The 23,633-nt window shown below is 67.9% G+C and carries 21 protein-coding genes and 1 riboswitch; of the genes, 12 read left to right on the top strand and 9 right to left on the bottom strand.

The genetic code is table 11. The features are described 5' to 3' along the window. Positions 1–74 precede the first annotated feature (74 nt). The 3 genes from SPHME3_RS0108085 to SPHME3_RS0108075 all read left to right on the top strand — a co-directional run bounded on the left by SPHME3_RS0108085 (position 75) and on the right by SPHME3_RS0108075 (position 2,961). Positions 75–1,040, top strand: coding sequence for a tetratricopeptide repeat protein (locus tag SPHME3_RS0108085; RefSeq protein WP_017979669.1), 966 nt, complete (start codon positions 75–77; stop codon positions 1,038–1,040). Between the two features lie 51 nt (positions 1,041–1,091). Next, a complete protein-coding gene (gene der, locus SPHME3_RS0108080) occupies positions 1,092–2,465 on the top strand; it encodes a ribosome biogenesis GTPase Der (RefSeq protein ID WP_017979670.1) in 1,374 nt (457 codons plus the stop codon). Positions 2,466–2,547: 82 nt separating this feature from the next. After that, complete coding sequence (locus SPHME3_RS0108075) at positions 2,548–2,961, top strand: Hpt domain-containing protein (RefSeq protein ID WP_017979671.1); 414 nt, start codon at positions 2,548–2,550, stop codon at positions 2,959–2,961. A 301-nt stretch (positions 2,962–3,262) separates the two neighbouring features. Here SPHME3_RS0108075 and SPHME3_RS0108070 read toward each other — a convergent pair whose 3' ends face one another. Both SPHME3_RS0108070 and queG read right to left on the bottom strand, forming a co-directional pair. Beyond that, positions 3,263–4,321, bottom strand: a complete 1,059-nt coding sequence (locus SPHME3_RS0108070) for a threonine aldolase family protein (RefSeq protein ID WP_017979672.1) — start codon at positions 4,319–4,321, stop codon at positions 3,263–3,265. Between the two features lie 57 nt (positions 4,322–4,378). Continuing rightward, positions 4,379–4,486: riboswitch (SAM-I-IV-variant riboswitch) on the bottom strand. 6 nt (positions 4,487–4,492) lie between these two features. Further along, positions 4,493–5,563 (bottom strand): tRNA epoxyqueuosine(34) reductase QueG, encoded by a 1,071-nt coding sequence (gene queG, locus SPHME3_RS0108065; RefSeq protein ID WP_017979673.1) that lies wholly within the window; start codon positions 5,561–5,563, stop codon positions 4,493–4,495. Between the two features lie 66 nt (positions 5,564–5,629). Between queG and SPHME3_RS0108060 the strand changes: the two genes are divergently transcribed. From SPHME3_RS0108060 to SPHME3_RS0108050, 3 genes are read left to right on the top strand one after another with little or no spacing between them, the layout of a single operon-like run. Next, complete coding sequence (locus tag SPHME3_RS0108060) at positions 5,630–6,583, top strand: ABC transporter ATP-binding protein (protein ID WP_017979674.1); 954 nt, start codon at positions 5,630–5,632, stop codon at positions 6,581–6,583. Beyond that, positions 6,580–7,809 (top strand): ABC transporter permease, encoded by a 1,230-nt coding sequence (locus tag SPHME3_RS0108055; protein WP_017979675.1) that lies wholly within the window; start codon positions 6,580–6,582, stop codon positions 7,807–7,809. Before SPHME3_RS0108060 ends, SPHME3_RS0108055 begins: the two co-directional genes overlap by 4 nt. A 50-nt stretch (positions 7,810–7,859) precedes the next feature. Beyond that, complete coding sequence (locus SPHME3_RS0108050) at positions 7,860–9,095, top strand: cytochrome P450 (RefSeq protein WP_018250665.1); 1,236 nt, start codon at positions 7,860–7,862, stop codon at positions 9,093–9,095. A gap of 120 nt (positions 9,096–9,215) precedes the next feature. Here the strand turns inward: SPHME3_RS0108050 and SPHME3_RS0108045 are convergent, their stop codons facing one another. Continuing rightward, positions 9,216–9,494 carry a hypothetical protein gene (locus SPHME3_RS0108045; protein ID WP_017979677.1) on the bottom strand — a complete coding sequence of 93 codons (279 nt, stop codon included), beginning with the start codon at positions 9,492–9,494 and terminating at the stop codon, positions 9,216–9,218. A gap of 110 nt (positions 9,495–9,604) precedes the next feature. Between SPHME3_RS0108045 and msrB the strand changes: the two genes are divergently transcribed. Further along, a complete protein-coding gene (gene msrB, locus SPHME3_RS0108040; RefSeq protein WP_026151835.1) occupies positions 9,605–10,099 on the top strand; it encodes a peptide-methionine (R)-S-oxide reductase MsrB in 495 nt (164 codons plus the stop codon). Between the two features lie 129 nt (positions 10,100–10,228). On the opposite strand, the gene SPHME3_RS20015 is transcribed toward msrB, so the two are convergent. Continuing rightward, positions 10,229–10,786: a CHAP domain-containing protein gene (locus SPHME3_RS20015; RefSeq protein WP_017979679.1), complete on the bottom strand. Its 558-nt coding sequence runs from the start codon at positions 10,784–10,786 to the stop codon at positions 10,229–10,231. 169 nt (positions 10,787–10,955) lie between these two features. Continuing rightward, on the bottom strand, positions 10,956–12,353 hold the full coding sequence (locus SPHME3_RS0108030) for an MFS transporter (protein WP_017979680.1): 1,398 nt from the start codon (positions 12,351–12,353) through the stop codon (positions 10,956–10,958). 219 nt (positions 12,354–12,572) lie between these two features. On the opposite strand from SPHME3_RS0108030, the gene SPHME3_RS0108025 reads away from it, so the two are divergent. After that, entirely contained in the window at positions 12,573–13,718 is a 1,146-nt protein-coding gene (locus SPHME3_RS0108025; protein WP_017979681.1) for an acyl-CoA dehydrogenase family protein, read from the top strand. Positions 13,719–13,837: 119 nt separating this feature from the next. After that, complete coding sequence (locus SPHME3_RS0108020; RefSeq protein WP_017979682.1) at positions 13,838–14,626, top strand: SDR family oxidoreductase; 789 nt, start codon at positions 13,838–13,840, stop codon at positions 14,624–14,626. 46 nt (positions 14,627–14,672) lie between these two features. Here the strand turns inward: SPHME3_RS0108020 and SPHME3_RS0108015 are convergent, their stop codons facing one another. Together SPHME3_RS0108015 and SPHME3_RS0108010 are read right to left on the bottom strand one after the other, a co-directional pair. Beyond that, a complete protein-coding gene (locus SPHME3_RS0108015) occupies positions 14,673–15,944 on the bottom strand; it encodes a hypothetical protein (RefSeq protein ID WP_231292044.1) in 1,272 nt (423 codons plus the stop codon). Between the two features lie 89 nt (positions 15,945–16,033). After that, the gene (locus SPHME3_RS0108010) at positions 16,034–18,292 is read right to left on the bottom strand and encodes an NADP-dependent malic enzyme (protein ID WP_017979684.1); all 2,259 of its coding nucleotides are present in this window, start codon (positions 18,290–18,292) and stop codon (positions 16,034–16,036) included. A gap of 89 nt (positions 18,293–18,381) precedes the next feature. Here SPHME3_RS0108010 and SPHME3_RS0108005 point away from each other — a divergent pair, with 89 nt between their 5' ends. The 3 genes from SPHME3_RS0108005 to mutS are packed head-to-tail and all read left to right on the top strand — an operon-like array spanning position 18,382 to position 21,445. After that, on the top strand, positions 18,382–18,570 hold the full coding sequence (locus SPHME3_RS0108005) for a hypothetical protein (protein WP_017979685.1): 189 nt from the start codon (positions 18,382–18,384) through the stop codon (positions 18,568–18,570). Further along, complete coding sequence (locus SPHME3_RS0108000; RefSeq protein ID WP_017979686.1) at positions 18,563–18,841, top strand: type II toxin-antitoxin system RelE/ParE family toxin; 279 nt, start codon at positions 18,563–18,565, stop codon at positions 18,839–18,841. The genes SPHME3_RS0108005 and SPHME3_RS0108000 overlap by 8 nt, the downstream gene beginning before the upstream one ends. Positions 18,842–18,865: 24 nt before the next feature. Further along, on the top strand, positions 18,866–21,445 hold the full coding sequence (mutS, locus tag SPHME3_RS0107995) for a DNA mismatch repair protein MutS (RefSeq protein ID WP_017979687.1): 2,580 nt from the start codon (positions 18,866–18,868) through the stop codon (positions 21,443–21,445). A gap of 212 nt (positions 21,446–21,657) precedes the next feature. Here mutS and hslU read toward each other — a convergent pair whose 3' ends face one another. Next, positions 21,658–22,950 carry an ATP-dependent protease ATPase subunit HslU gene (gene hslU, locus SPHME3_RS0107990; RefSeq protein ID WP_017979688.1) on the bottom strand — a complete coding sequence of 431 codons (1,293 nt, stop codon included), beginning with the start codon at positions 22,948–22,950 and terminating at the stop codon, positions 21,658–21,660. Between the two features lie 67 nt (positions 22,951–23,017). Beyond that, positions 23,018–23,563 (bottom strand): ATP-dependent protease subunit HslV, encoded by a 546-nt coding sequence (gene hslV, locus SPHME3_RS0107985; RefSeq protein WP_017979689.1) that lies wholly within the window; start codon positions 23,561–23,563, stop codon positions 23,018–23,020. Between the last annotated feature and the right edge of the window lie 70 nt (positions 23,564–23,633).

The raw sequence follows: 23,633 nt of genomic DNA, 5'->3' as shown, positions 1-23,633 counted from the left end.
GTGGCCGCGTCGATGCCGCTATAGCCGGGGGGATGGCGCGCGTCCTTCCCCCCTGCCCGGCCGGTTGAGCCGCGATGGACGACGATCTCGCCCGCCAGCTGCCCGATCCACCGCCGCCGCGCCCCGCCGCGCGGCGGGCGGCGCTGGATGCGGCGATGGCGCGGTTCGATGGGGTGGAGGCGCCCGCTCCGCCCAGCCGCCGACCGCCCGCACGTGCCGGCTGGCGCTTGCGGCCGGGGCCGGTGGGCGCGCTCGCCTCGATCGCGCTCGTCGCACTGGTGGGCATCCCGATGGCGCTCGATCATCGCGACGTGCCAAGCGAGGTCGCGCGCCAACAACCCAACGGCGATGCACGGCCGGAACGGATCGTGGCGGACCGGACGACGCCGGCGCCGCCATCCGCCGTGAAGGCCGAACCGACCCCCACCCCCGCCGCAACGGCACGCCGCGCGACGGATACGCAGGAGGATGCCGTTCCGCCGCCGCCTTCTGTGCCCGCGCCGGTATCCGCGCCCGCACCCGTGTCCGCATTCGCGCCCGCGCCGGTGCCGGAAGCCGTGGTGGAACCTGCGCCGCCTCCACCGCCGCCCCCGCCCCCCGCGCCCGCGGCACCGATGTCCGCCCCGGCTCAGGCGCAGGACGTCGTGGTTACGGGATCGCGCGTCGCGCGCCGCACCGGCGTCGGTCGCTACACGGAACGCGCCTCCAGCATTGCCGCCGACCCCGCAGATATGGCCTTGCGCACCGGTCTCGCCGCGCTGGAGACTGGCGATTCTACTGCCGCGATCGGCGCGTTGGATCGCGCCATCGCGCTGCGCCCCGACCTGGCGAGCGCCTACCTGAACCGCGCGCTCGCCTATCGGCAGCGCGGCGACCTGGCGCGGGCGGAAAAGGATATGGACCACGCGATCCGCCTCGATCGCTCCGCCCGCGCCTATCGCCTGCGCAGCGACATTCGGGAGGCGCGCGGCGATGCCAAGCGCGCGCAGAAGGATCGCGAGCGTGCCGAGCGATTGGAGGCGGACGGCGCCGGGCGATAGGCGTGTCCCCCGGGACTTGGTGTTTGCACCCGCCTCCCCTAAAGCACCGCCATGTCCCGTCTTCCTATCGTCGCGATCGTCGGCCGTCCCAATGTCGGCAAGTCGACGCTGTTCAACCGCCTCGTCGGCAAGAAACTCGCGCTGGTCGACGATCGGCCGGGCGTAACGCGCGACCGGCGCGAGGGCGATGCGACGCTGATCGGCATGGACTTCCGCGTCGTCGATACCGCCGGCTACGAGGATCACGACGCCCAGACGCTGCCCGGCCGCATGCGCCTGCAGACCGAGGCGGCGATCGGCCAAGCCGACGTCGCGCTGTTCCTGGTCGATGCGCGCGCGGGCGTCGTGCCGCTCGACGAAGAGATCGCGCGCTGGCTGCGCTCGTCGTCCACCCCCGTCGTGCTCGCCGCCAACAAGGCGGAGGGGAAGGCCGGCGAACAGGGCGTGCTCGAGGCACTGGCGCTGGGCTTCGGCGATCCGGTGCAACTGTCCGCCGAACATGGCGAAGGCATGAGCGACCTGTTCGAGGCGCTGCTGCCGCATTTGGAAGCCGCGATCGAAGCGATGCCGGTGGAAGAGGACGACGACTCCCCCGACGCGCCGCTGAAGCTCGCCATCGTCGGGCGCCCCAATGCGGGCAAGTCGACGCTGATCAACAAGATGCTGGGCGAGGACCGGATGATCACCGGGCCCGAAGCCGGCATCACCCGCGATTCGATCGCGGTCGACTGGACGTGGTACGACCGCGATAACATCCCCCGCGCCGTCCGGCTGATCGACACCGCCGGCATGCGCAAGCGCGCCAAGGTGCAGGACAAGCTGGAAAAGCTGTCGGTCGCCGATGCGCTGCATGCGGTCGACTTCGCCGAGGTGGTCGTGCTGCTGCTGGATGCGACGCTGGGGCTGGAGGCACAGGACCTGCGCATCGCCGACAAGGTGCTGTCCGAAGGCCGCGCGCTCGTGATCGCGCTGAACAAATGGGACGTCGCCGAAAACGCCTCATCGCTGTTCAACGGCGTCAAGCGCGCGCTGGAGGACGGGCTCTCCCAGGTGAAGGGCGTCACGGTGATGACCGTGTCAGCGGCGACCGGCAAGGGTATCGACCAGCTGATCCAGGCCTGTTTCGAAACGCGCGAAGCCTGGTCGCAGCGCGTCGGCACCGGCGAGCTCAACCGCTGGTTCGAACGCGCGGTCGAAGCGAATCCCCCGCCCGCCCCCGGCGGCAAGCGGATCAAGATGCGCTACGTCACGCAGATCAAGACACGGCCGCCCAGCTTCGTGATCTTTGGCACGCGCGTCGATCAATTGCCGGCGAGCTATGAACGCTATCTGGTCAATTCGATGCGTAAGGATCTGGGATTTGGGGCAGTTCCTGTTCGCCTGACCTTCCGCGCGCCGAAGAATCCCTTCGACACCAAAGATTAGGGTCCGCCCTAATCGGCCGCATCGGCAACCAGCTGTTTACCGCTGCTCAATATGGTTGGCCTGATCCTGAGGGGAGAAGGCCGTGTCGTTCGAAGGCAGCACGTTGGTGGATTGGGCGGCGTTCGCCCAGGCGCGCGCCGAACTGGGCGCCGGCTTCGTGCGCATATTGGGCTATTTCCGCGAAGACGGCGTGAAATCGGTGTCGGCGATCGAACAGGCGATGCGCGCGCAGACCGCCGCCGCGATGGTGATTCCGGCGCACACGCTGAAGGGCGAGGCGCGTCAGTTCGGTGCCGAGCCGCTGGCGATGCTGGCCGAGACGATCGAGGAATTCGCGCGCGACTGCGTCGAGCGCCACGAAACCTGCGAAGAGGCGCTGGAGCATGTCGTGCGCCTGCGCCCGCTGTTCTTCGAAACGCTGGCGCTGCTGGAGCGCGAGGCGAACCCGCTCGTGCCGCGGCGGCCCGGTGCAGGTTTCGGGCGGCGGTTGGGGTGAGCCAAGGCCGATCGGCATTCACCGTCGTGATGGATTTCCCGACGAGCGGAAAGACCTGAAGAAAAAGAGTTTTGTTCGCGTGGAGGACGCAGAGGTGTCACGCGCGTTGCAACGCTTCGCCTTGACCTCGACCAAGATAGACAGGCCGCTCGCGCGGCCGACCCCACACCTCTGCGTCCTCCGCGCCTCCGCGTGAATCGTCTTGTCTTCATGTCTTCGCATCTTGGCGTGAAGGAATGTCGATCGATCCTGGGGATACGTCATCCCAGCGCAGGCTGGGATGAGGAAGAAGGCGGGGCCGCTACGCCGCCAGTTCCACCTGTGATCCGACGCACGCCTCGCGAATATCCGCTGCGAGTGCATCGACCCGCACCGGATCCGCATCCCATGCGAACATGAAGCGCGCGCCGCCGCCGATGAAGGTGTAGAAGCGCCAGCCGCGCTGCCGCAGCGCATCGAGCACCGGTTCGGGCGCGATCAGGAACACCGAATTGGCCTGGACCGGGAACAGCAGGTCGATACCGGGCAGCCCCGACACCTGATCCGCCAGCCGCCGCGCCGCGGCATTGCCGTGTTCGGCGTTGCGCAGCCATGCGCCGCTGTCGATCAGCCCGATCCACGGCGCCGACAGGAAGCGCATCTTGGACGCGAGCTGCCCCGCCTGCTTGCAGCGATAGTCGAAATCCTCGGCAAGGCTGCGGTCGAAGAAAATCACCGCCTCGCCGATCGCCAGGCCGTTCTTGGTGCCGCCGAAGCACAGCACGTCGACGCCCGCTTCCCATGTGATCGCGGCGGGGGAGCATCCCAGCGCCGCACAGGCATGCGCGAAGCGCGCGCCGTCCATGTGCAGCTTCAGTCCCAGTTCGCGGCACACCGCGGAAATCGCCTGCACCTCGGCAATCGTATAGACCTGCCCCGTCTCGGTCGGCTGGGTGATCGTGACGACGCGCGGCTTGGGAAAGTGAATGTCCGACCGGCTGGTGGCCAGCGCGCGGATCGCATCCGGCGTCAGCTTGCCGTCGGCGGACGGCGCCAGCAGCAGCTTCGATCCGTTCGAGAAGAACTCCGGCGCGCCGCATTCGTCGGTTTCGACATGCGCCGCCGACGAACAGATAACGCTGTGGTACGATTGGCACAGCGAGGCGAGCGCCAGCGAATTGGCCGCGGTGCCGTTGAACACGAAGAACACCTCGGCATCCTTCGCGAACAGCGCGCGAAGACGGTCGGCGGCCGCCTGCGTCCAGTCGTCGTCGCCATAGGCGACCGCCGATCCGGCATTGGCAGCGAGCATCGCCTGCATCGCCTCGGGGCAGGCGCCCGCATAATTGTCGCTCGCGAATTGCTGGGGCTGGGCGGTCACGGCGTCGGATCCTTGTGCAAAACGGTCTGCACCCGGAGACGAACGACGATGTGGCGTGAGGTCCCGTTTGGTTGCCGGTCCGGCCACATCCCCCCGTTGCCGGGGGCGCCACCTTGCTCGGGGAGCAGGTTGGCGTCGAACGTCGTTCGACTCTTGATGCTGGCGGGGCGGTTAGCCGCCGCTCCCCGTGCGGTCAAGCCGCGCGCGGGCCCAGGCCGCCGCCTCCGCCACCACCGGGTCATCGTCGCCAAGCAACCGATCGAGCGCCGGGATCAGCGCCGGCGAGCCGCTGTTGCCCGCGGCAATCGCAGCATTGCGGACCATGCGATTGCGCCCGATGCGCTTGATCGGCGATCCGGAAAAGACCTGCCGGAACCCCGCATCGTCCAGCGCCAGCAAATCGGCGAGCGCAGGCGCGGTCAGCTCGGCACGCGGGTGGAACGCCATGTTGGCCGCGGCGCTGGCGGCGAACTTGTTCCAGGGGCACACCGCCAGGCAATCGTCGCAGCCATAGATGCGGTTGCCGATGCCGTCCCGAAACTCCTCCGGGATCGGCCCGGCATGTTCGATGGTGAGGTAGGAGATGCAGCGCCGCGCATCGAGGCGATAGGGCGCGGGGAAAGCATCGGTCGGGCAGGCGCGCTGGCAGGCGTCGCACGATCCGCAGCTGTCGCGCCCTGGCGTGTCGGGCACGAGGTCGAGTGTCGTGTAGATCGCGCCGAGGAACAGCCAGCTGCCGTGATCCCGGCTGACGAGATTGGTGTGCTTCCCCTGCCAGCCGAGGCCCGCCGCCTCGGACAGCGGCTTTTCCATCACCGGCGCAGTGTCGACGAACACCTTGAGATCGCACCCCGCCTCGCGCGCCAGCCAGCGGCCCAGCGCCTTCAGCGCGCGCTTGACGACATCGTGATAATCGCCGCCCTGCGCATAGACGGAGATGCGGCCGCGCTCCCCCTCGCCCGCCAGTGCGAGCGGATCGCGTGCGGGCGCGTAGCTCATGCCGAGCGCGATGACGCTGCGCACGTCGCTCCACAGGGCGGCCGGCGCGGCGCGCTGGGCACTGCGTTCCTCCATCCAGATCATGCCGCCGTGACGGCCTTCATCGAGCCATTGGCGCAGCCGTTCGCCACTGCGCGGCGCGGCATCGGCGTGCGCGATCCCGCACGCGACGAAGCCGAGCGCCGCCGCCTCGGCCTTGATCCGCGCTTCGATAGGGGTCGGGGAAGGCTTGTCTTTCGCCACGCGCGCCCGCTACCACAGACGTCACGACGACACACTCACCCATTCGGGTCGAGCGAATGGGGGCGGATGGTGGGATCAAGCGAACCGGCGGTTTTTGCCGAACATCTGGTCAAGCGCTTCGGCGAGCGGCGCGTCGTCGACGGCGTCGATCTGTCGGTGCCGCGCGGCGCGATCTACGGCGTGCTCGGCCCCAATGGCGCCGGTAAGACGACGACGCTGCGCACCCTGCTCGGCATCATCGAACCCGACGAGGGGCACCGCTCCATCCTGGGCCACGCCGCCCCACGCGAGGCGAGCGACCGCGTCGGCTATCTGCCCGAAGAGCGCGGCCTGTACCCGTCGATGAAGGCGCGCGACGCGATTGCCTTCATGGGCGCACTGCGCGGCCTCGATCGCCGCACCGGCCGCGCACGGGCCGCCGAGATGATGGAGGCGGCGGGCCTCGGCCATGCGATCGACGAAAAGATCAAGAAACTGTCGAAGGGCATGGCGCAGCTCGTGCAGCTGCTGGGGTCGGTCGTGCATCGCCCCGATCTGCTGGTGCTCGACGAACCGTTCAGCGGCCTCGACCCGGTCAATCAGGAAAAGCTCGAATCGCTGATCCTCGCCGAGCGCGACCGCGGTGCGACGGTGCTGTTCTCGACGCATATCATGGCGCATGCCGAGCGCGTGTGCGACCGGCTGGCGATCATCGCCGGCGGCAAGCGCCGCTTCGAAGGGACGGTGGACGCGGCGCGGGGCACGTTGCCCAGCCAGGTCCGCTACCTGCCGACGCATCCTGATGCCGCGATCGCCGAGGTGTTGCCGCACGATGCCGTCCGCGACGGCGAAGGCTGGCGCTTCCAGCTGCCCGGCGAGGGGATCGAAGGGCTGCTCGGCACGCTGATCGCGCGCGGCTATGGCATCGGCGGCCTGTCGATCGAACGGCCCAGCCTGCATGACGCCTTCGTCCGCATCGTCGGCCGCGATGCCGCCAACCCGCCGGGCGCCAGTCAGCCGAATGGGGGAGCCACCGCATGACCAACCTCGCCCGCACGCTGCGCCAGGCGCTCACCATCGCACGCCGCGACTTCATAGCGACCGTGTTCACGCCGATCTTCCTGTTGTTCCTGTTCGCGCCGGTCATCATGGGATCGTTCGGCGCGATCGGCGGCATGGGTGCGGCGAGCGTCGCCGATGGCCGCGCCGACAAGACGCGGATGGTCGCCATCGTATCGCCCGATCAGGCGCGCGTGATGACCGACGCGGACGATCGCCTGCGCGACGTGTTCCGCCGCGACGAGGAAGCGCCCCCCGCCCTCGCCACGCTGACGCCGACGGGCGACGCCGCGGCGCAGGCGCGCGCCGCGTTCGAGAGCAAGGATTACGAGGCGAGCGCCGTGCTGTACGGCCCGCTCGACCGGCCGCAGATCCTGTACGGCCCGCGCGGCAAGCGTGCCGCCGATTATCTGGGCGTACTGGCGCAGGAAACGCTGACCGCCGACAGACTGGGCAGCGCCGTGCCGCGCGTCGTCGCGACCAAGATGCCATTGGAACGGCAGAGCGGATCAGCGGGCAATCGCCGCCAGTCCGCGTCGTTCGCGGTGTTCGGCGTGTTCCTGCTCAACCTGTTCCTCGCCAGCCAGGTCGTCGGCACGATGGCCGAAGAGCGCAACAACAAGGTGATCGAGGTGCTCGCCGCCGCGGTGCCGCTGGAAAGCGTGTTCCTGGGCAAGCTGCTCGGCATGTTCGGCGTCGCGTTGCTGTTCGTCGGCTTCTGGGGAACGATCATCGCGAAATTGGGCTCGTTCCTGCCGCCAGAGATCGCGCGCGCGCTGGCGATCCAGACCGCGGTCGGCACGCCGGTGTTCGTCGCGCTGTTCGTCACCTATTTCACCATGGCCTATCTGCTGCTCGGCTCGGCCTTCCTCGTCGTCGGCGCGCAGGCATCGACCCCGCGCGAGATCCAGATGCTCGCGCTGCCGATTTCGGTGTTGCAGATGGGCATGCTGGCGCTGGCGCTGGCCGGCACCGCCAACCCCACCGGCTGGGTGGCGACGGTGGCGGAGCTGTTCCCGCTGTCGTCGCCCTTCGCGATGGCCGGCCGCGCCGCGACCTCGCCGGCGATCTGGCCGCATCTCGCGGCGATCGCCTGGCAGCTGTTGTGGGTATCGATCTTCATCACGCTCGGCGCGCGGCTGTTTCGGCGCGGCGTGCTGCAATCGGGCAGCGCCCGGCCGTTCTGGAAGCGCGCGAAAGCCAATTGACATAAGTGTCAGTCGGGTATCTCCTGTCGGCAAAAGACGGGAGAGTGATGATGGCGACCCTCATGCAGGCGACCGCACCCGCGGTCGATCCGTTCGACGTCAGCCGCGCGGAGCTGTACCGCGACGACACCTGGCACGCGCCCTTCGCGCAATTGCGAGCCGAGGCCCCGGTCTATCGCTGCGAGCATAGCGACTACGGCCCCTATTGGTCCGTCTCGACCTACAAGCCGATCGTTGAGGTCGAATCGCTACCTGAGATTTATTCGTCCGAGGTCGGCGGCATCACCCTCGCCGACTTCATCCCCGAAAGCGACGTGCGCATGCCGATGTTCATCGCGCGCGACCGGCCGGTGCATACCGGGCAGCGGCGCACCGTGGCGCCCGCCTTCACGCCGTCCGAAATGGTGCGGATGAGCGACGACATCCGCCGCCGTACCGCCGAAATCCTCGACAGCCTGCCGTGGAACACGCGGTTCGACTGGGTGGATACGGTCTCGATCGAGCTGACGACGCAGATGCTCGCGATCCTGTTCGATTTTCCGTGGGAGGACCGGCGCAAGCTCACCTTCTGGTCCGACTGGGCGGGCGATATCGAGCTGGTGAAGAACGAGGAACTGCGCAAGCAGCGCCTCGGCTACATGTACGAATGCGGCGCCTACTTCCAGAATCTGTGGAACGCGAAGGTCGGCCAGCCGCAGACGCCCGACCTGATCAGCATGATGATCCATTCGGACGCGATGAGCCACATGGATCATTTCGAATTCATCGGAAACCTGATCCTGCTGATCGTCGGCGGCAACGACACGACGCGCAACTCGATGACCGCGCTCGCGTATGGCCTCGATCGTTTCCCCGACGAGCGGGCGAAGCTGGAGGCGGACCCATCGCTGATCCCCAACACGACGCAGGAGATCATCCGCTGGCAGACGCCGCTCGCGCATATGCGCCGGACCGCGACGCGCGATACCGAACTGATGGGGCAGACGATCCGCGAAGGCGACAAGCTGGCGCTGTGGTATATTTCCGCCAACCGGGATGAGAGCGTGTTCGGCCCGGATGCCGACAAAATCGTGGTCGACCGGCCCAATGCACGCCGGCACCTCGCCTTCGGCCACGGCATCCACCGTTGCGTGGGCGCACGGCTGGCCGAGTTGCAGATCGGCATCCTGATGGAGGAAATGGCGAAGCGGCGGATGCGGGTGAACGTGGTCGGGGAACCGACGCGCGTCGCCGCCTGCTTCGTGCATGGTTACCGGCAGTTGCCAGTGGAGATCAGCCGCTATTGAGCGTCACGTCCGGAATTTCGTCATTGCGAGCGTAGCGAAGCAATCCAGAGCCGCACCAGGACGCCCTGGATTGCCGCGCTTCGCTCGCAATGACGAAGGAGGGTCACGCAGGGCCGTCCCTCAGTTCGGCTTCACCACCTCGACGCTCACCGGCGCCACACCCGAGCAGTCGCCCGCTTCCGCCTTGGCGACCGCAGCCGGCTTCCTGCGACCCATCGTCCAGTTCGCCTGCATCCGCACGCGTGGGTTGGGCGCGCACCAGATTTCGCCGGTGTCGTTGATCGCGGTGACCCAGATGAGATTGTGCTCCTGCCCGTAATCGATGACGGCGAAGGCATAGCCTGCCCCCTTGTCGAGGACGTGGACGGGAAGCGGCGGATCGAGCTGCTGAAACGACATGGTATCACCTCTCGGTCATGCCAAGCGCGCGAATGGGAAGCGAGGTTCCCGGCTAGATCAATAGCATGGGTGGGGATGAAACCCGCCGCATCGCGTCTTACATCACGATCATGACCGATCAGCCCAGCCGCCGCTCGCTTCTCTCCCTCGCCGCTACCGGTGCCGTCGGCGCCTTTCTGTGGGGGTGCCGCAACGCGCCCGCCGCAGCCGCGGAACGCTATCCTGTGGAGATGAGCGATGCGGCCTGGCGGAAGAAGTTGGGCGATGCAGCGTGGACCGTGCTGCGGCACGAGGGCACCGAGCGGCCCTATTCCAGCCCGCTCAATGGCGAACATCGCGCCGGCACCTTTGCCTGCAAGGGCTGCGCGCAGCCGCTGTTTTCGTCCAAGACCAAGTTCGAAAGCGGCACCGGCTGGCCCAGTTTCTATGCGCCGCTGAAGGGTGCGGTCGGCACGCGCAGCGATCGGTCCCTGATGATGGAGCGTGTCGAGGTGCATTGCAGCCGCTGCGGTGGGCATCTGGGCCATGTGTTCGACGACGGGCCGAAGCCGACCGGCAAGCGCTATTGCATGAACGGCGTGGCGATGACGTTCCGGGCGGGATAGTCGTCCGTGCTCTTTTGTTCGCGCTGAGCCTGTCGAAGCGCGCCCCTGCCCCAAGCGTCACATCCGCGGATAGCTGCCCTTCGACAGGCTCAGGGCGAACGGCGCTGAAGGTAAGCCCGTGAGTGTGGATTACTTCGCGGCGACCGGAACCACCGGCACGGCGGCAGCGGTGGCGATGATGCTGGTGTCCATGTCGACCGTCGGCGTGGCGGGCTCGTCATCGATCGCCGGGGCATGGCCCGAATAGATGAAGCCGTTGGTGGGATAGCTCGAGGTGCCGAGGCCGCCGGTCGGGCCGTACCACACCTTCACTTCGCTCCAGTCGCCGGCCGCCGAGACGTCGATCGCGCGAACGTTGCGCTCGATCGCGCCGGGGCGCGACCAGTTGGCGTGGGTGAGGAGCACTTCGCGATCGCTGACGACCCGCGACACCATCGCGACATGGCCGACGCGCATGCGGCGGGTGGACTGGAAGGCGAGGACCGCACCGACCTTCGGCGTGTGGCCGCGTTCGTACCGGCCGGCGGCCTGGCTCCACCAGGTGTTGGCGTTGCCGTGGATGTCGATGCCCGAGATTTCGCGAGCATAGGGCGCGCACTGCCAGAACTGCGCCATGGCCGGGGTGGCCATCATCAGGCCGCACGATACCACCAGCGCAAAACGCGCTGCCAACGCCTTCAAAGTCATTTGCTGACCCCCCGGTCAAAACCCGTTCGTCGAGGATGTCGCTACACAGGGGGTCGGCTTTCGCCAACAGGCGCGGGAACCATAAGCGCCCAACGGTGTTTGCGCGCCGACGAAGCGATGGGATGAGCGGTGAATCGCGATCCTGTCGCCAGGCTGAACGGCGAAATGCTCAGGAATCAGCCAGTTTTGCTGCCCCAAGTCGCGCCAGCCGCGCTTCATGCTCAGCACGGCCGAACGGAAAGCGGGTGAAGACGAACGCCGCGCAGCCGGCGATCAGCAGATAGGTGACGCCGAAGGTCAGCGTCAGCCGGTTGATCGTGTCGACCGGTACGGTGCCGGGCACCGCCTTTTCGGGGAAGCCGGCGATCGCCAAGATGACGCCCGCCAGAAAGATGCCGATCCCCGACGTGCATTTCTGGACGAAGAAGGAGCCGGCGAAGAACACTCCTTCCGAGCGGCGACCGGTGCGCATCTCCGAATCCTCGACGACGTCCGCCATCATCGACGCGCCCAGGATGAACGCGCTGACGTTGCAGGCGGTCGCGGCGGCGAAGAAGACGAGCAGGATCGGCAGCAGCGCGGGTTGCCCCACATCCGGCAACACATGAAGCAACCGCAGCGCGTACGGCGCGATGTTGAGCGTCGCGCCGATCGCCACCGCGCCCGCCGCCGCGCGCGGCTTGCTCATCTGCTTGCCGATGCGCGGCGCGGCGACGAAGGCGACCAGGACGCCGCCGAACAGCGCGACCGTCGCATAGACGAACACGACGCCCTGGAAGCCCCAGACATAGGTGTAGAGATAGGTCGACATCGCATAGCTGATGCCCTGCACCGTATAGGCGCACAGGCCCGCCAGCATCAGGATGGCGAAGGCGCGGTTCTTCACCGTGTCCGCCAGTTCGCGCAGGTTCTCGCGGAACGTCTGACGCTCGATCGGCGGGTTGGGCAGATTGGGGATCTCCTTATGCGTCCCCGCCGCCGAGGTCAGGATCGCCGCGCCCATCAGCAGGGCGCCGAGGATCGAATAGCCGATATAGCCCTGCCGGTTGAGCAGCCCGTTGGCATGCTCCGGCGTCGGCGCGAGGAAATAGAGATAGGCCGACACCAGCATGGTGAGCCCGCCCGCCCACCCGAACAGATAGCGCCACGCCATGATCCGCGTCCGCTCGTCATAGTCCGACGACAGTTCGGGTGTCAGCGCGACCGAGGGGACCTCATAGGCACTCACCGCGGTGCGCACGAGGACGGCGCAGGCGAACAGCCAGCCGAGCGTCGCGCCCTGCCCCCAACCGGCCGGCGGATTCCACAGCAGCACCCAACCGACCATGATCGGCAGCGCCGAGCCATACATCCACGGGTGCCGCCGTCCCCAGCGCGTGCGCGTCCGATCGGACAGGAAGCCCACGGCGGGGTCAACGAAGGCATCGATCAGCAAGGCGACCATCACGACGAGGCCGACGGTGGCGGAGGGCAGGCCGACGACCTGATTGTAGAACAGCAGCAGGAAGGTGCCAAACCCGGCATCCTTCACGCCATAGGCGACCGCTCCGAAGGCGTAGCTGCCCATCGCACCGCTTCGCAGGCGCCGTGCCGCCGGTACGGCCGCCGTCCCTGCTGTCGCCTCTGCCACCGGTCGCATGCAAGCTCCTGTTTTGTCGGGGATCATAGCCGCGCACCGGGGGTGGTCAATCACGCTTTCGAATTTCGGGTTTGCAGCCGCTTCGTCCAGATCATAGGATAATCAGGTCACAACCCGCCCGCATCAGGGCATCGCAGTGGATACGGCATGGCCCTCGACCCCGAAACCTTCGACGCGCTGATCGACACCGTCCGTCGCTTCGTCGGCGAACGGCTGCGCCCCCTCGAAGCCGATGTGGAGGCCGCCGACGCCATCCCCGACGCGGTCGTCGCGGAGATGAAGGAGATGGGCCTGTTCGGCCTGTCGATCGCCGAGGAATACGGCGGTTTGGGCCTCGACATGGTCGAGGAATGCCGCGTCGCGATCGAGATGGGGCGGACCACGCCCGCCTTCCGATCGACGTTCGGCACCAATGTCGGGATCGGCAGCCAAGGGCTGGTGATGGCCGGCACGCCCGAACAGAAGGCCGAATGGCTGCCGCGCATCGCGAGCGGCGAGATCGTCACCAGCTTCGCGCTGACCGAACCCGATGTCGGCAGCGATTCCGGCAGCGTGAAGACGCGCGCGGTGCGGGATGGCGACGTCTACCGCCTGTCAGGCACCAAGCGCTACATCACCAATGCCGACAAGGCGCAGCTGTTCACCGTGATGGCGCGCACCGGCGACGAGAAGGGCGCGCGCGGCGTCTCGGCCTTTCTGGTGCCCAAGGACCTGCCCGGCATCACCATCGGCGAACCCGAAAAGAAGATGGGGCAGAAGGGCGCCAAGGTCGCCGACGTCCATTTCGACGACGTGCCGGTGCCGGTCGCCAATCGCTTGGGCGCGGAGGGCGAAGGCTTCAAGATCGCGATGCGCGTGCTCGACCGCGGCCGGCTGCACATCAGCGCGGTCTGCGTCGGCGTCGCCGAACGGCTGATCGCCGACAGCGTCGCTTATGCCACCGGCCGCCAGCAATTCGGCAAGGCGATCGCCGAACACCAGCTGATCCAGGGCATGATCGCCGACATGAAGACCGAAGCGCTCGTCGCCCGTGCGATGGTGCTGGAAACGGCGGCCAAAAAAGATCGCGGCGAAGACGTGGTGCTGGAAAGCGCGGCGGCGAAGTATTTCGCCAGCGAGATGGTGGGTCGCGTCGCCGACAAGGCGGTGCAGGTCTATGGCGGCGCCGGCTATATCGCCGATTACGGCATCGAACGCCTGTACCGCGACGTCCGCTTGTTCCGCATCTACGAAGGCACCAGCCAGATCCAGCAGGTCATCATCGCGCGCGAAACGATGAAACGCGGGGGGTAGGCCGCAGCGGATCAGCCCGCTGATCCGCGACTCGGCGGCCTACCGCGGCCTGCGGGACGCGGCACGCAAACCCGACTGACGACGCGGCTTTGCCGCGGCGCGTAACCAGGAGAAACATCATGGACACCACCAACCTCTTCCGCCTCGACGGCAAGGTCGCGCTCGTCACTGGCGGCAGCCGCGGCATCGGCAAGATGATCGCCGCCGGCTTCATCGCCCAGGGCGCGAAGGTCTATATCTCTAGCCGCAAGGCGCCGGCCTGCGACGACACCGCAGCCGAACTCGGCCCCAATTGCATCCCCTTGCCGTGCGACGTCAGCACCGTCGCCGGCTGCAAGGCGCTCGCCGAGCAACTCGCCGCGCATGAGGACAAGCTCGACATCCTCGTCAACAACGCTGGCGCCGCCTGGGGCGTGCCGTTCGAGGAATTCCCGGAAAGCGGCTGGGACAAGGTGATGGACCTCAACGTCAAATCGCCCTTCTTCCTGACGCAGGCGCTGCATGGTCTGCTGAAGGCCGCCGGCACACCGGGCCGCCCGGCCAAGGTCATCAACATCACCTCGATCGACGGTCAGCGCCTCAATCCGTGGGAGACGTACAGCTACCACGCCTCCAAGTCGGCGCTGATCTATCTGACGAAGCGCATGGCCGCGCGGCTGGTGCGCAACCACGTCAACGTCACCTCGATCGCGCCGGGCGCCTTCGCCAGCGACATGAACAAGGCCGCCCGCGACCATGGCGACGACGTCGCGCAAGGCATACCCGCCGGCCGCATCGGCACAGATGAAGACATGGCTGGCGCCGCCATCTACCTCGCGTCGCGCGCTGGCGATTACGTGATCGGCGAGACGATCACGGTCGATGGCGGCCTGGTCCACGCCGCGCTGGGCACCAGCATCGACGCCTGAGCGGAGCGGCCGGGACGGCGATGTCCGTCCCGGCCAGCGCGTCCCCTCACCCCGCCGCGCTGACGGCAGCCGTCTCGGCGGGTGCGGGCGTATCGGGCAACGCCTCGACGCCGGGCAGGTCCCAGCGATCCATCGTGATCGCCGAACAGGCATAGGTCGCCTTGTTGCGGAAGGTCGCAGGCTTCATCGCGGCGGCGAGGGCCGGCTGCGATCCGGCCAGCGCCTTTTGCGCGTCATCGGCATGGCGGACATAGGCGATGCCGGAGGTCGAGACGCCGAGCGCCGACTTGCTGTCGACGACAGGAATGAAGTCGCCGAGATAGGCCACCTCGCCCGCCTCGACGTGGAAGGTCGGAGCGCCGAAGCAGTTGGTCGTCGTCGCCATCTTGGTGATGACCGCGGTCGAGGCGATGACATAGTCGCCCGGCGTCACGCGCAGCACCTGCACCTCATAGGGCGCCTTGCGATCGGCGCTGCCGACGGCGAGGTCGTAGACGGTCTTGTCGCCCGTCTTCTTCCAGTCCTTGGGGCGATAGACGAGGTCCCGCCCCTTCGTGTCGTACCGCGTCAGCTGCACGAAGCCGGAGCGGCCCGCGCTCGCCGCGTTCGGGCGGCGGAAGGCGACGACCACCGCCGCCTCGCCGGGCGCCAGGACGAAGGGCGCGGCGGCATCCACCTTCTTGCCCAGGAACAGCGTACCGGGTGCGCTGAGCGGCGCATCGACGCGTGCGACGAGGTCCTCGGGCTGCGCGAAGGTCGTGCGTTCGGTGATCGTGCCATCGACGGTCTGCGCGCCAACAATGCCGTTGAAATAGGCGTCGCGATCCGCGTCGGTCATCGCACCGACCCGCGCGGCATTCTCCTTCGACACCTCGACCACCCGCCAGCCATCGATCAGCAGGCAATTGCGGCGGTTGGCGCGGCGCTGCTGCCCCTCGGCGATCGCGCCGGCGATCAGGCCGCCCAGCCCGCCGCCGATCCCCGCGGCGATCGGCGACATCAGCGCCGGGTTGTAGTAATAAGGGATCGACCCCGACGGCGTCCGCGACCCGCGCGCGATCAGGCGGCAGCGCTGCCAGGCCGCGTCATATTGCGCGCGCGTCGCGCCCGGCCGATTATAGAAATGGCTGTCCTTCAGGTCGCGCGCCGCATCCTTGGCGATCTCTTCAGGCGTATCGCGCGGATCGGCGGCCGGCGTCTGCGCCACGGCGGGCGGTTTGGTGCCGCCATAGGTCACCGGCAGCGTCGCCTGTGCGTAAGCGATATGCGCCGTGCCGCACGCCGCGAGCAGGCTCGCGGCCACCATCATCCTGTTCATGCATCCCCCCGGAACTGGTTCCGAAGCGGATCATACGCAGGCCGAGACCGGCGGCAAGACGCTATCGCCCGCCGCCGGCCCGTGTCCGGTCAGCGCGCTATGCCGCCCGCCGCCAGCACCGCCAGCGTCACCAGCTCGCTCGCCGTCGAGGTCATCGGCGCGATCTGCACGGGCTTTTCCATGCCGATCAGCATCGGGCCGATCACGCTGTCGCCACCCAGTTCGCGCAACAGCTTGGCGGCGATGTGCGCCGATTGCAGGCCCGGCATGATCAGGATGTTGGCGGGGCCCGACAGGCGCGCGAAGGGATAGTTGGCCAGCTGCTTGGGGTTCAGCGCGACGTCGGGCGGCATCTCACCTTCATATTCGAAGCCGACATTGCGCTTGTCGAGTTCGGACACCGCGTCGCGGATATTGTCGACCCATGCGCCCTTCGGGTTGCCGAAGGTCGAATAGCTGAGCATCGCGACGCGCGGTTCGTGGCCCATGCGGCGCGCGACCTGCGCGGTCTGTTCGGCGAAGTCGGCGAGCTGTTCGCCGGTCGGCCGTTCGTTCACCGTCGTGTCGGCGATGAAGACGGTGTGGCTCTGCCCGACGAGGACGTGGATGCCGAAGGGGGTGCGCCCCGCCTCGGGATCGATCACGCGCTTCACCTGGCGCATCGATTCCGCCCAGGTGCGGGTAATGCCGGTGATCATCGCATCCGCTTCGCCCAGCTGGAGCAGCGCAGACCCGAAGACGTTGCGGTCCTGGTTGATCATCCGCTCGACATCGCGACGCAGATAGCCGCGGCGTTGTAGGCGGTTGTACACGAAGTCGACCATCTTCGGCACCAGCGGCGAATGGCGGCTGTTGTGAACCTCATATTCCTGCGGATTGGAGACGCCGAGCGCCTTCAGGCGATCGTAGACGTCGTCGCGGCCGACCAGCACCGGCGTGCCATAGCCGCCTTCCTTGAAGGCGATGGCGGCGCGCAGCACCACTTCCTCCTCGCCCTCGGCGAACAGCACGCGCTTGGGCCGCGCGCGCGCGCCTTCATAGGCGAGGCTGAGCACGGACGTCGTCGGGTTCAGCCGCGCGCGCAGCTGCTGGCGGTACGCCTCCATGTCGAGGATCGGCTTGGTCGCGACGCCCGAATCCATCGCCGCCTTGGCGACGGCGGAGGGCACCAGCTCCATCAGCCGCGGATCGAACGGCGCGGGGATGATATATTCGGGGCCGAAGCTGTGCTGCACGCCATAGGCCATCGCCACCTCTTCCGGCACGCGTTCGCGCGCCAGTTCAGCGATGGCATTGGCGGCGGCGATCTTCATCGCATCGTTGATGCCGGTCGCGCGCACGTCGAGCGCTCCGCGGAAGATGAAGGGGAAGCCGATGACGTTGTTGACCTGGTTCGGATAGTCCGACCGGCCGGTGGCGATGATCGCATCGGGGCGCGCCGCCTTGGCGAGTTCGGGACGGATTTCCGGTTCGGGATTGGCCATGGCGAAGATGATCGGCGCCTTCGCCATGTCCTTGACCATCTCGGGCTTCAGCGCGCCCGCGGCGGACAGGCCCAGGAAGACGTCGGCGCCGTTCAGCGCCTCGGTCAGCGTGCGGCGGTCGGTGGCGGCGGCATGCGCCGACTGCCACTGGTTGATGTCCTCGCGACCCTGGTAGATCACGCCTTCGCGATCGCACATGATGACGTTGTCGTGGCGCACGCCCATCGCCTTCATCAGTTCGGTGCAGGCGATCGCCGCGGCGCCCGCGCCGTTGACGACGACCTTCACCTCGTCCAGCCGACGCCCGGTCAGCAGGCAGGCGTTGATCAGCCCCGCCGCACAGATGATCGCGGTGCCATGCTGGTCGTCATGGAAGACCGGAATGTTCATGCGTTCCCGAAGGGTCTGCTCGATGATGAAGCATTCGGGCGCCTTGATGTCCTCCAGGTTGATGCCGCCGAAGCTCGGTTCCATCAGTTCGATCGCATCGATGATCCGGTCGACGTCCTCGGTCTTCAGCTCGATGTCGATCGAGTCGACATCGGCGAAGCGCTTGAAGAGGACTGCCTTGCCCTCCATCACCGGCTTGGACGCCAACGCGCCCAGATTGCCCATGCCCAGGATCGCGGTGCCGTTCGAGATGACCGCGACGAGGTTGCCCTTGGCGGTATAGTCGTAGGCGGTGGCGGGATCGTCGGCGATCGCCTGCACCGGCACCGCGACGCCGGGCGAATAGGCGAGCGCGAGGTCGCGCTGCGTCGCCATCGGCTTGGACGCGATGATCTCGATCTTGCCGGGGCGCCCCTCCGAATGGAACAGCAGCGCCTCGCGCTCGGAAAACTGGACGGACGCTGTGTCGGACATGGGACCTCGCTGCCGGGGAAGGACGCTACGGCTCTTGGCCGTTCCGGCACAGGCTTTCAACCCAAAGGCGGAGCAGGTATGATCGCGGGATGAAGCACGAGGCCGACATCGTCCCCCGACCGCGCCGCATTCCGGACGCCGGCGACTTTGCGCGTGCCAAGGCGGCGTGTGCCGCGGGCGCCCCGGTCGAGCACGCCGTCGTCGGACAATGGCTGCTGACCTGGGGCAAGCCCGGTCGCAAGACTTTCGAGGACTGGCTCAACGACCAGAATGGCTGAGGTCGTCTGGGACCCAGCGGCGCTCGCAGACCTGAACAGTACGATCGCCTATATCGAACAGTTCGATCCACAGGCGGCGGACAGGATCGGCACGAGGCTGTTCAACCTCGGCGAGAGCCTTGCCGACTTCCCCCATCGCGGGCATCCCGCGGGTGGCAGTCAGCGCGAGATGACGAATGTTCCGCCCTATATTCTACGTTACGACGTACACGGCGATCTGGTCACGATCCTCGCCATCCGGCATGGCGCACGCCAACCCGATGCCGACTGACGAATCATGACCCCCCCCACCCCGATGATGGCGCAATACCTCGGTCTAAAGGCGGAGGCGGAGGATTGCCTGCTGTTCTACCGCATGGGCGACTTCTTCGAATTGTTCTTCGACGATGCGCGGGTGGCGAGCCAGGTGCTCGACATCGCCCTTACCGCGCGCGGCGAGCATGACGGCGAGAAGGTGCCGATGTGCGGCGTGCCCGTCCATGCCGCGACCGCCTACCTTCAGCGCCTCATCAAGGCGGGCCACCGCGTCGCCATCGCCGAACAGACCGAAAGCCCCGAGGCCGCCCGCAAGGCCCGCGGCAGCAAGGCGCTGGTCAACCGCGCGATCGTGCGGGTCGTCACCGCCGGCACGCTGACCGAGGAGGCGCTGCTCGACGCGCGTAGCGACAATTGGTGCGTCGCCATCGGCGAGGCGGCGGGCGCGGTGGCGCTGGCGGCGGCGGACGTGTCGACCGGGCGGTTCGTGGTGATCGACTGTTCGGCCGACGCGCTGGGTGCGGAACTGGCGCGCCTGGGTGCGGCCGAGGTGGTGGCGTCCGAAACCAGCGACCATGCGGACGCGGCGACCAGCCTGCGGCCGCGCGGCGGCTTCGACAGCGGCAGCGCGGAGGCGCGGCTGAAAGCCCTGTTCGGCGTGGCGACGCTCGACGGCTTCGGCAGCTTCTCCCGCGCAGGCCTGGCGGCGGCGGGCGGCCTCGTCGCCTATCTGGAGCATACCGCCAAGGGCGCCCTGCCCTTCCTCCGCCCGCCGCAGCTGGCCCGTGCCGCGGAGACGATGGCGATCGACGCCGCAACGCGCGAAAGCCTGGAGCTGACCTGCACCACCAACGGCCAGCGCAAGGGCAGCCTGCTCGACTGTATCGACCGGACGGTGACGGGCGCGGGCGCACGGGCGCTGGCGAGCGATCTCGGCGCACCGCTGATGGACGCCCGTGCGATCGACGAGCGGCTGGATCTGGTGCAGCACTTCCACGATCAGGCGGGCCAGCGCGAGCAGGTGCGGGCCGCGCTACGGGCGCTGCCCGATATCGGGCGCGCCATCGGCCGGCTGGCGGCGGGGCGCGGGTCGCCGCGCGATCTGGGGCAGCTGCGCGACGGGCTGGACGGCGCGTGGCACCTCGGCGAGCGGCTGGGCCAGATCGACGCGCCGCTGGCGCTGCTCCGCCGGATCGCGCCCGCGCTGCGCGGCCATGGCGCGTTGATCGACCTGCTCCGCCGCGCGCTCGTCCCCTCGCCGCCGATCGAGGCGAGCGACGGTGGCTATATCGCGGCGGGCTATGACGACGCGCTCGACGCGCTACGCGATACCGGCGCGGGCGGGCGCCGTGCGATCGCCGCGCTGGAAGCGGAGATGAAGGCCGCGACCGGCATCGCAACGTTGAAGGTCCGCCACAACAATGTGCTCGGCTATCACGTCGAGGTGCCGGCGCGATCGGCCGACGCGCTGATGCAACCAGATAGCGGCTTCACCCATCGCCAGACGCTGGCGGGCGTCGTGCGCTTCAACACGCCCGCACTGCACGAGGTCGCCGCTAAGGTGTCGCAGGCTGGCGCGCATGCGCTCGCCGCCGAAGCGGCGCACTTGGAAGAGCTGACCGCCGCGGCACTGGCGCAGCGCGAGGCGATCGCCGCCACCGCCGATGCGCTCGCCCGGATCGACGTCGCCGCAGGCCTTGCCGAACGCGCGGCCGAAGGCGGCTGGGCGCGCGCGACGATCGCCGACCATCCCTGCTTCGACGTGATCGGTGGTCGGCATCCGGTGGTCGAGGCCGCCGTCGCCAAGGCCGGCGAGCGCTTCGTCGCCAACGACTGCACGCTGTCGCCCGACTCCCGCCTGTGGCTGGTGACGGGCCCCAACATGGGCGGCAAGTCGACCTTCCTCCGCCAGAACGCCCTCATCGCCGTGCTGGCGCAGGCTGGCAGCTTCGTGCCCGCGACCAGCGCGACGCTGGGGCTGGTCGACCGTCTGTTCAGCCGTGTCGGCGCGTCTGACAATCTCGCCCGCGGCCGCTCGACCTTCATGGTCGAGATGGTCGAGACCGCCGCGATCCTGGCGCAGGCGACACCGCAGAGCTTCGTGATCCTTGACGAGGTCGGTCGCGGCACCTCGACCTATGACGGCCTCGCGATCGCCTGGGCGGTGGTGGAGGCGATCCATGAGGACAATCGCTGCCGCTGCCTGTTCGCGACGCATTACCACGAGCTGACCCGCCTTGCCGAACGCTGCGACGCGCTGACGCTTCACCATGTCCGGGCACGCGAGTGGAAGGGCGAGCTGGTGCTGCTCCACGAACTGGCCACCGGGCCGGCGGATCGCAGCTACGGCCTCGCCGTCGCGCGGCTGGCGGGGATGCCGCCGGCAACGGTGGCGCGGGCGAAGGCGGTGCTCGCCAAGCTGGAAGCGGGGCGCGCGAAGACCGGCGGTCTGGCTGCGGGGCTAGACGACCTGCCGCTGTTCGCGGCCGCCGCGCAGGTGGAGGAAGAGACGTGCGACGCGATCCGGGCGGAGGTGGAGGCGCTCGACGTTGACGCGCTGACGCCGCGCGAGGCGCTGGACACGCTGTATCGCCTGAAGGCGTTGGCGAGGGAGGGGTGAGCAGGTTGCCGGGCCAACGGCCCGGTTGAAACCATCCGGGGGATGGTTTCACCTGCTCACATTCCGGGCGGATCGCGGGGTGCGTATGCGCCTGCCCTACACCCGCCGTAACCCCGGGCTTGACCCGGGGTCCCGCTGTTTTGCGGCGGTGCAGAAGAAGCGGGACCCCGGCTCAAGTCCGGGGTGACGGGTTGGGTGGGGCGGCGTCCCGGTTACAACACGAACCGGCTCAGGTCCGTGTTCCTTGCGATCCCGGCCAGTTGCTTTTCCACATAGGCCGCATCCACCGTCACCGGTTCGCTGCGGTCCTCGGCATCGAAGCTCACCTCTTCCAGCAGCTTTTCCATTACCGTCTGCAGGCGGCGCGCGCCGATATTCTCGACCTGGCCGTTCACTTCCGCAGCGATGCGGGCGATCGCGGCGATGCCGTCGTCGGTGAAGGTGACGTCGACGCCCTCGGTCGCGATCAGCGCCTTGTACTGCGCCGGCAGCGACGCCTTGGTGTCGGACAGAATCGCGATGAAGTCGGCTTCGGTCAGGCCCTTCAGTTCGACGCGGATCGGCAGGCGGCCCTGCAACTCGGGCAACAGGTCGCTGGGCTTAGCGACATGGAAGGCGCCGCTGGCGATGAAGAGGATATGGTCCGTCTTCATCGGCCCGTATTTGGTCGCGACGGTCGTGCCCTCGATCAGCGGCAGCAGGTCGCGCTGCACGCCTTCGCGGCTGACCGAACCGCCGCGGACGTCGCTGACCGCGATCTTGTCGATCTCGTCGAGGAAGACGATGCCGTTCGCCTCGGCGTCGGCCAGCGCGGTGCGGCTCACCTCATCCTGGTCGAGGCGCTTGTCGGCCTCTTCCTCGACCAATTTGTCCCAGGCCGCGCGCACGGTCAGCTTGCGGCGCTTCAACTGCTGGCCACCGCCGAACGACTTCATCATCTCGGTCAGGTTGATCATCTGCGGCGCGCCACCGGGCACCTCGAACGGCATCGACGGCGCCTGTTCCAGCTCGATCTCGATCTCGGTCTGGTCGAGATGGCCGTCGGCAAAGCGCTGCTTGAAGCTTTCGCGCGTCGCCTGGCTGCTGTCCTTGCCGACGAGCGCGTCGAGCAGCCGCTTCATCGCCGCATCCTCCGCCTTGTCCTTCACCGCGAGGCGGCGGCGCTCCTTCTCAAGCCGGATCGCTTCCTCGACCAAGTCGCGGGCGATCTGTTCGACGTCGCGGCCGACATAGCCGACCTCGGTGAACTTCGTCGCCTCGACCTTCAGGAACGGCGCGTCGGCCAGCTTCGCAAGGCGGCGGCTGATCTCGGTCTTGCCGCAGCCGGTGGGGCCGATCATCAGGATATTCTTCGGCGTCACCTCATCGCGCAGGTCGGGCGAGAGCTGCTGGCGGCGCCAGCGGTTGCGCATCGCGACCGCGACCGCGCGCTTGGCGTCGGCCTGGCCGATGATATGGGCGTCGAGCGCGGCGACGATCGCCTTGGGGGTAAGATTTTCGTTCATTATCTGCCTGTTCGCCGGAATCTGGCGATCTGAAAGGTCACAAAAGTCACGCGGATGCGCGTGTTTTTCAGCTCGCGCTGTCGAGCATTTCGATCGTCGTGCGGTCGTTGGTGTAGACGCAGACCTCCGCCGCGATCGCCATCGCCTTGCGGCAAATCGTCTCGGCGTCCTGTTCGTAATCGACCAGTGCGCGGGCCGCGGCGAGCGCGTAATTGCCGCCCGATCCGATCGCCGCGACGCCGTTTTCCGGCTCCAGCACGTCGCCGTTGCCGGTCAGGATCAGCGTGACGTCCTTGTCCGCGACGATCATCATCGCTTCCAAGTTGCGCAGGTACTTGTCGGTGCGCCAGTCCTTCGCCAGCTCGACCGCGGCGCGCATCAGCTGGCCCTGATGGCGCTCCAGCTTCGCCTCCAGCCGCTCGAACAGCGTAAAGGCGTCGGCAGTGGCGCCGGCGAAGCCGCCGATCACCTGTCCCTCGCTGCCGAGGCGGCGGACTTTCTTCGCATTGGGCTTCATAACCGTCTGGCCCATCGAGACCTGGCCGTCGCCGATGACGACGACCTTGCCATTGCGACGGACGGACAAAATGGTGGTGCCATGCCAGACCGGCATGGCGTGTGGATCGTTCCCGCTCATGGCCCGCGATGTAGGGTCGCGCACCGGGGGTGCAAAGGGGGCTGCT

It is taken from the genome of Sphingomonas melonis DAPP-PG 224 (assembly GCF_000379045.1).
Classification (GTDB): domain Bacteria; phylum Pseudomonadota; class Alphaproteobacteria; order Sphingomonadales; family Sphingomonadaceae; genus Sphingomonas; species Sphingomonas aquatilis.
The sequence above is the reverse complement of the archived record's forward strand: the minus strand, read 5'-3'. Positions and strand labels throughout refer to the sequence as shown.

Coding starts and splice junctions, on each gene's coding strand:
- msrB (WP_026151835.1), top strand. CDS start 9,605: ATGACCGATCAGCCCAGCCGCCGCTCGCTTCTCTCCCTCGCCGCTACC.
- mutS (WP_017979687.1), top strand. CDS start 18,866: ATGATGGCGCAATACCTCGGTCTAAAGGCGGAGGCGGAGGATTGCCTG.
- SPHME3_RS0108005 (WP_017979685.1), top strand. CDS start 18,382: ATGAAGCACGAGGCCGACATCGTCCCCCGACCGCGCCGCATTCCGGAC.
- SPHME3_RS0108000 (WP_017979686.1), top strand. CDS start 18,563: ATGGCTGAGGTCGTCTGGGACCCAGCGGCGCTCGCAGACCTGAACAGT.
- SPHME3_RS0108020 (WP_017979682.1), top strand. CDS start 13,838: ATGGACACCACCAACCTCTTCCGCCTCGACGGCAAGGTCGCGCTCGTC.
- SPHME3_RS0108045 (WP_017979677.1), bottom strand. CDS start 9,494: ATGTCGTTTCAGCAGCTCGATCCGCCGCTTCCCGTCCACGTCCTCGAC.
- hslV (WP_017979689.1), bottom strand. CDS start 23,563: ATGCCGGTCTGGCATGGCACCACCATTTTGTCCGTCCGTCGCAATGGC.
- SPHME3_RS0108085 (WP_017979669.1), top strand. CDS start 75: ATGGACGACGATCTCGCCCGCCAGCTGCCCGATCCACCGCCGCCGCGC.
- SPHME3_RS20015 (WP_017979679.1), bottom strand. CDS start 10,786: ATGACTTTGAAGGCGTTGGCAGCGCGTTTTGCGCTGGTGGTATCGTGC.
- SPHME3_RS0108055 (WP_017979675.1), top strand. CDS start 6,580: ATGACCAACCTCGCCCGCACGCTGCGCCAGGCGCTCACCATCGCACGC.
- SPHME3_RS0108015 (WP_231292044.1), bottom strand. CDS start 15,944: ATGAACAGGATGATGGTGGCCGCGAGCCTGCTCGCGGCGTGCGGCACG.
- SPHME3_RS0108030 (WP_017979680.1), bottom strand. CDS start 12,353: ATGGGCAGCTACGCCTTCGGAGCGGTCGCCTATGGCGTGAAGGATGCC.
- hslU (WP_017979688.1), bottom strand. CDS start 22,950: ATGAACGAAAATCTTACCCCCAAGGCGATCGTCGCCGCGCTCGACGCC.
- SPHME3_RS0108025 (WP_017979681.1), top strand. CDS start 12,573: ATGGCCCTCGACCCCGAAACCTTCGACGCGCTGATCGACACCGTCCGT.
- SPHME3_RS0108010 (WP_017979684.1), bottom strand. CDS start 18,292: ATGTCCGACACAGCGTCCGTCCAGTTTTCCGAGCGCGAGGCGCTGCTG.
- der (WP_017979670.1), top strand. CDS start 1,092: ATGTCCCGTCTTCCTATCGTCGCGATCGTCGGCCGTCCCAATGTCGGC.
- SPHME3_RS0108050 (WP_018250665.1), top strand. CDS start 7,860: ATGGCGACCCTCATGCAGGCGACCGCACCCGCGGTCGATCCGTTCGAC.
- SPHME3_RS0108060 (WP_017979674.1), top strand. CDS start 5,630: ATGGTGGGATCAAGCGAACCGGCGGTTTTTGCCGAACATCTGGTCAAG.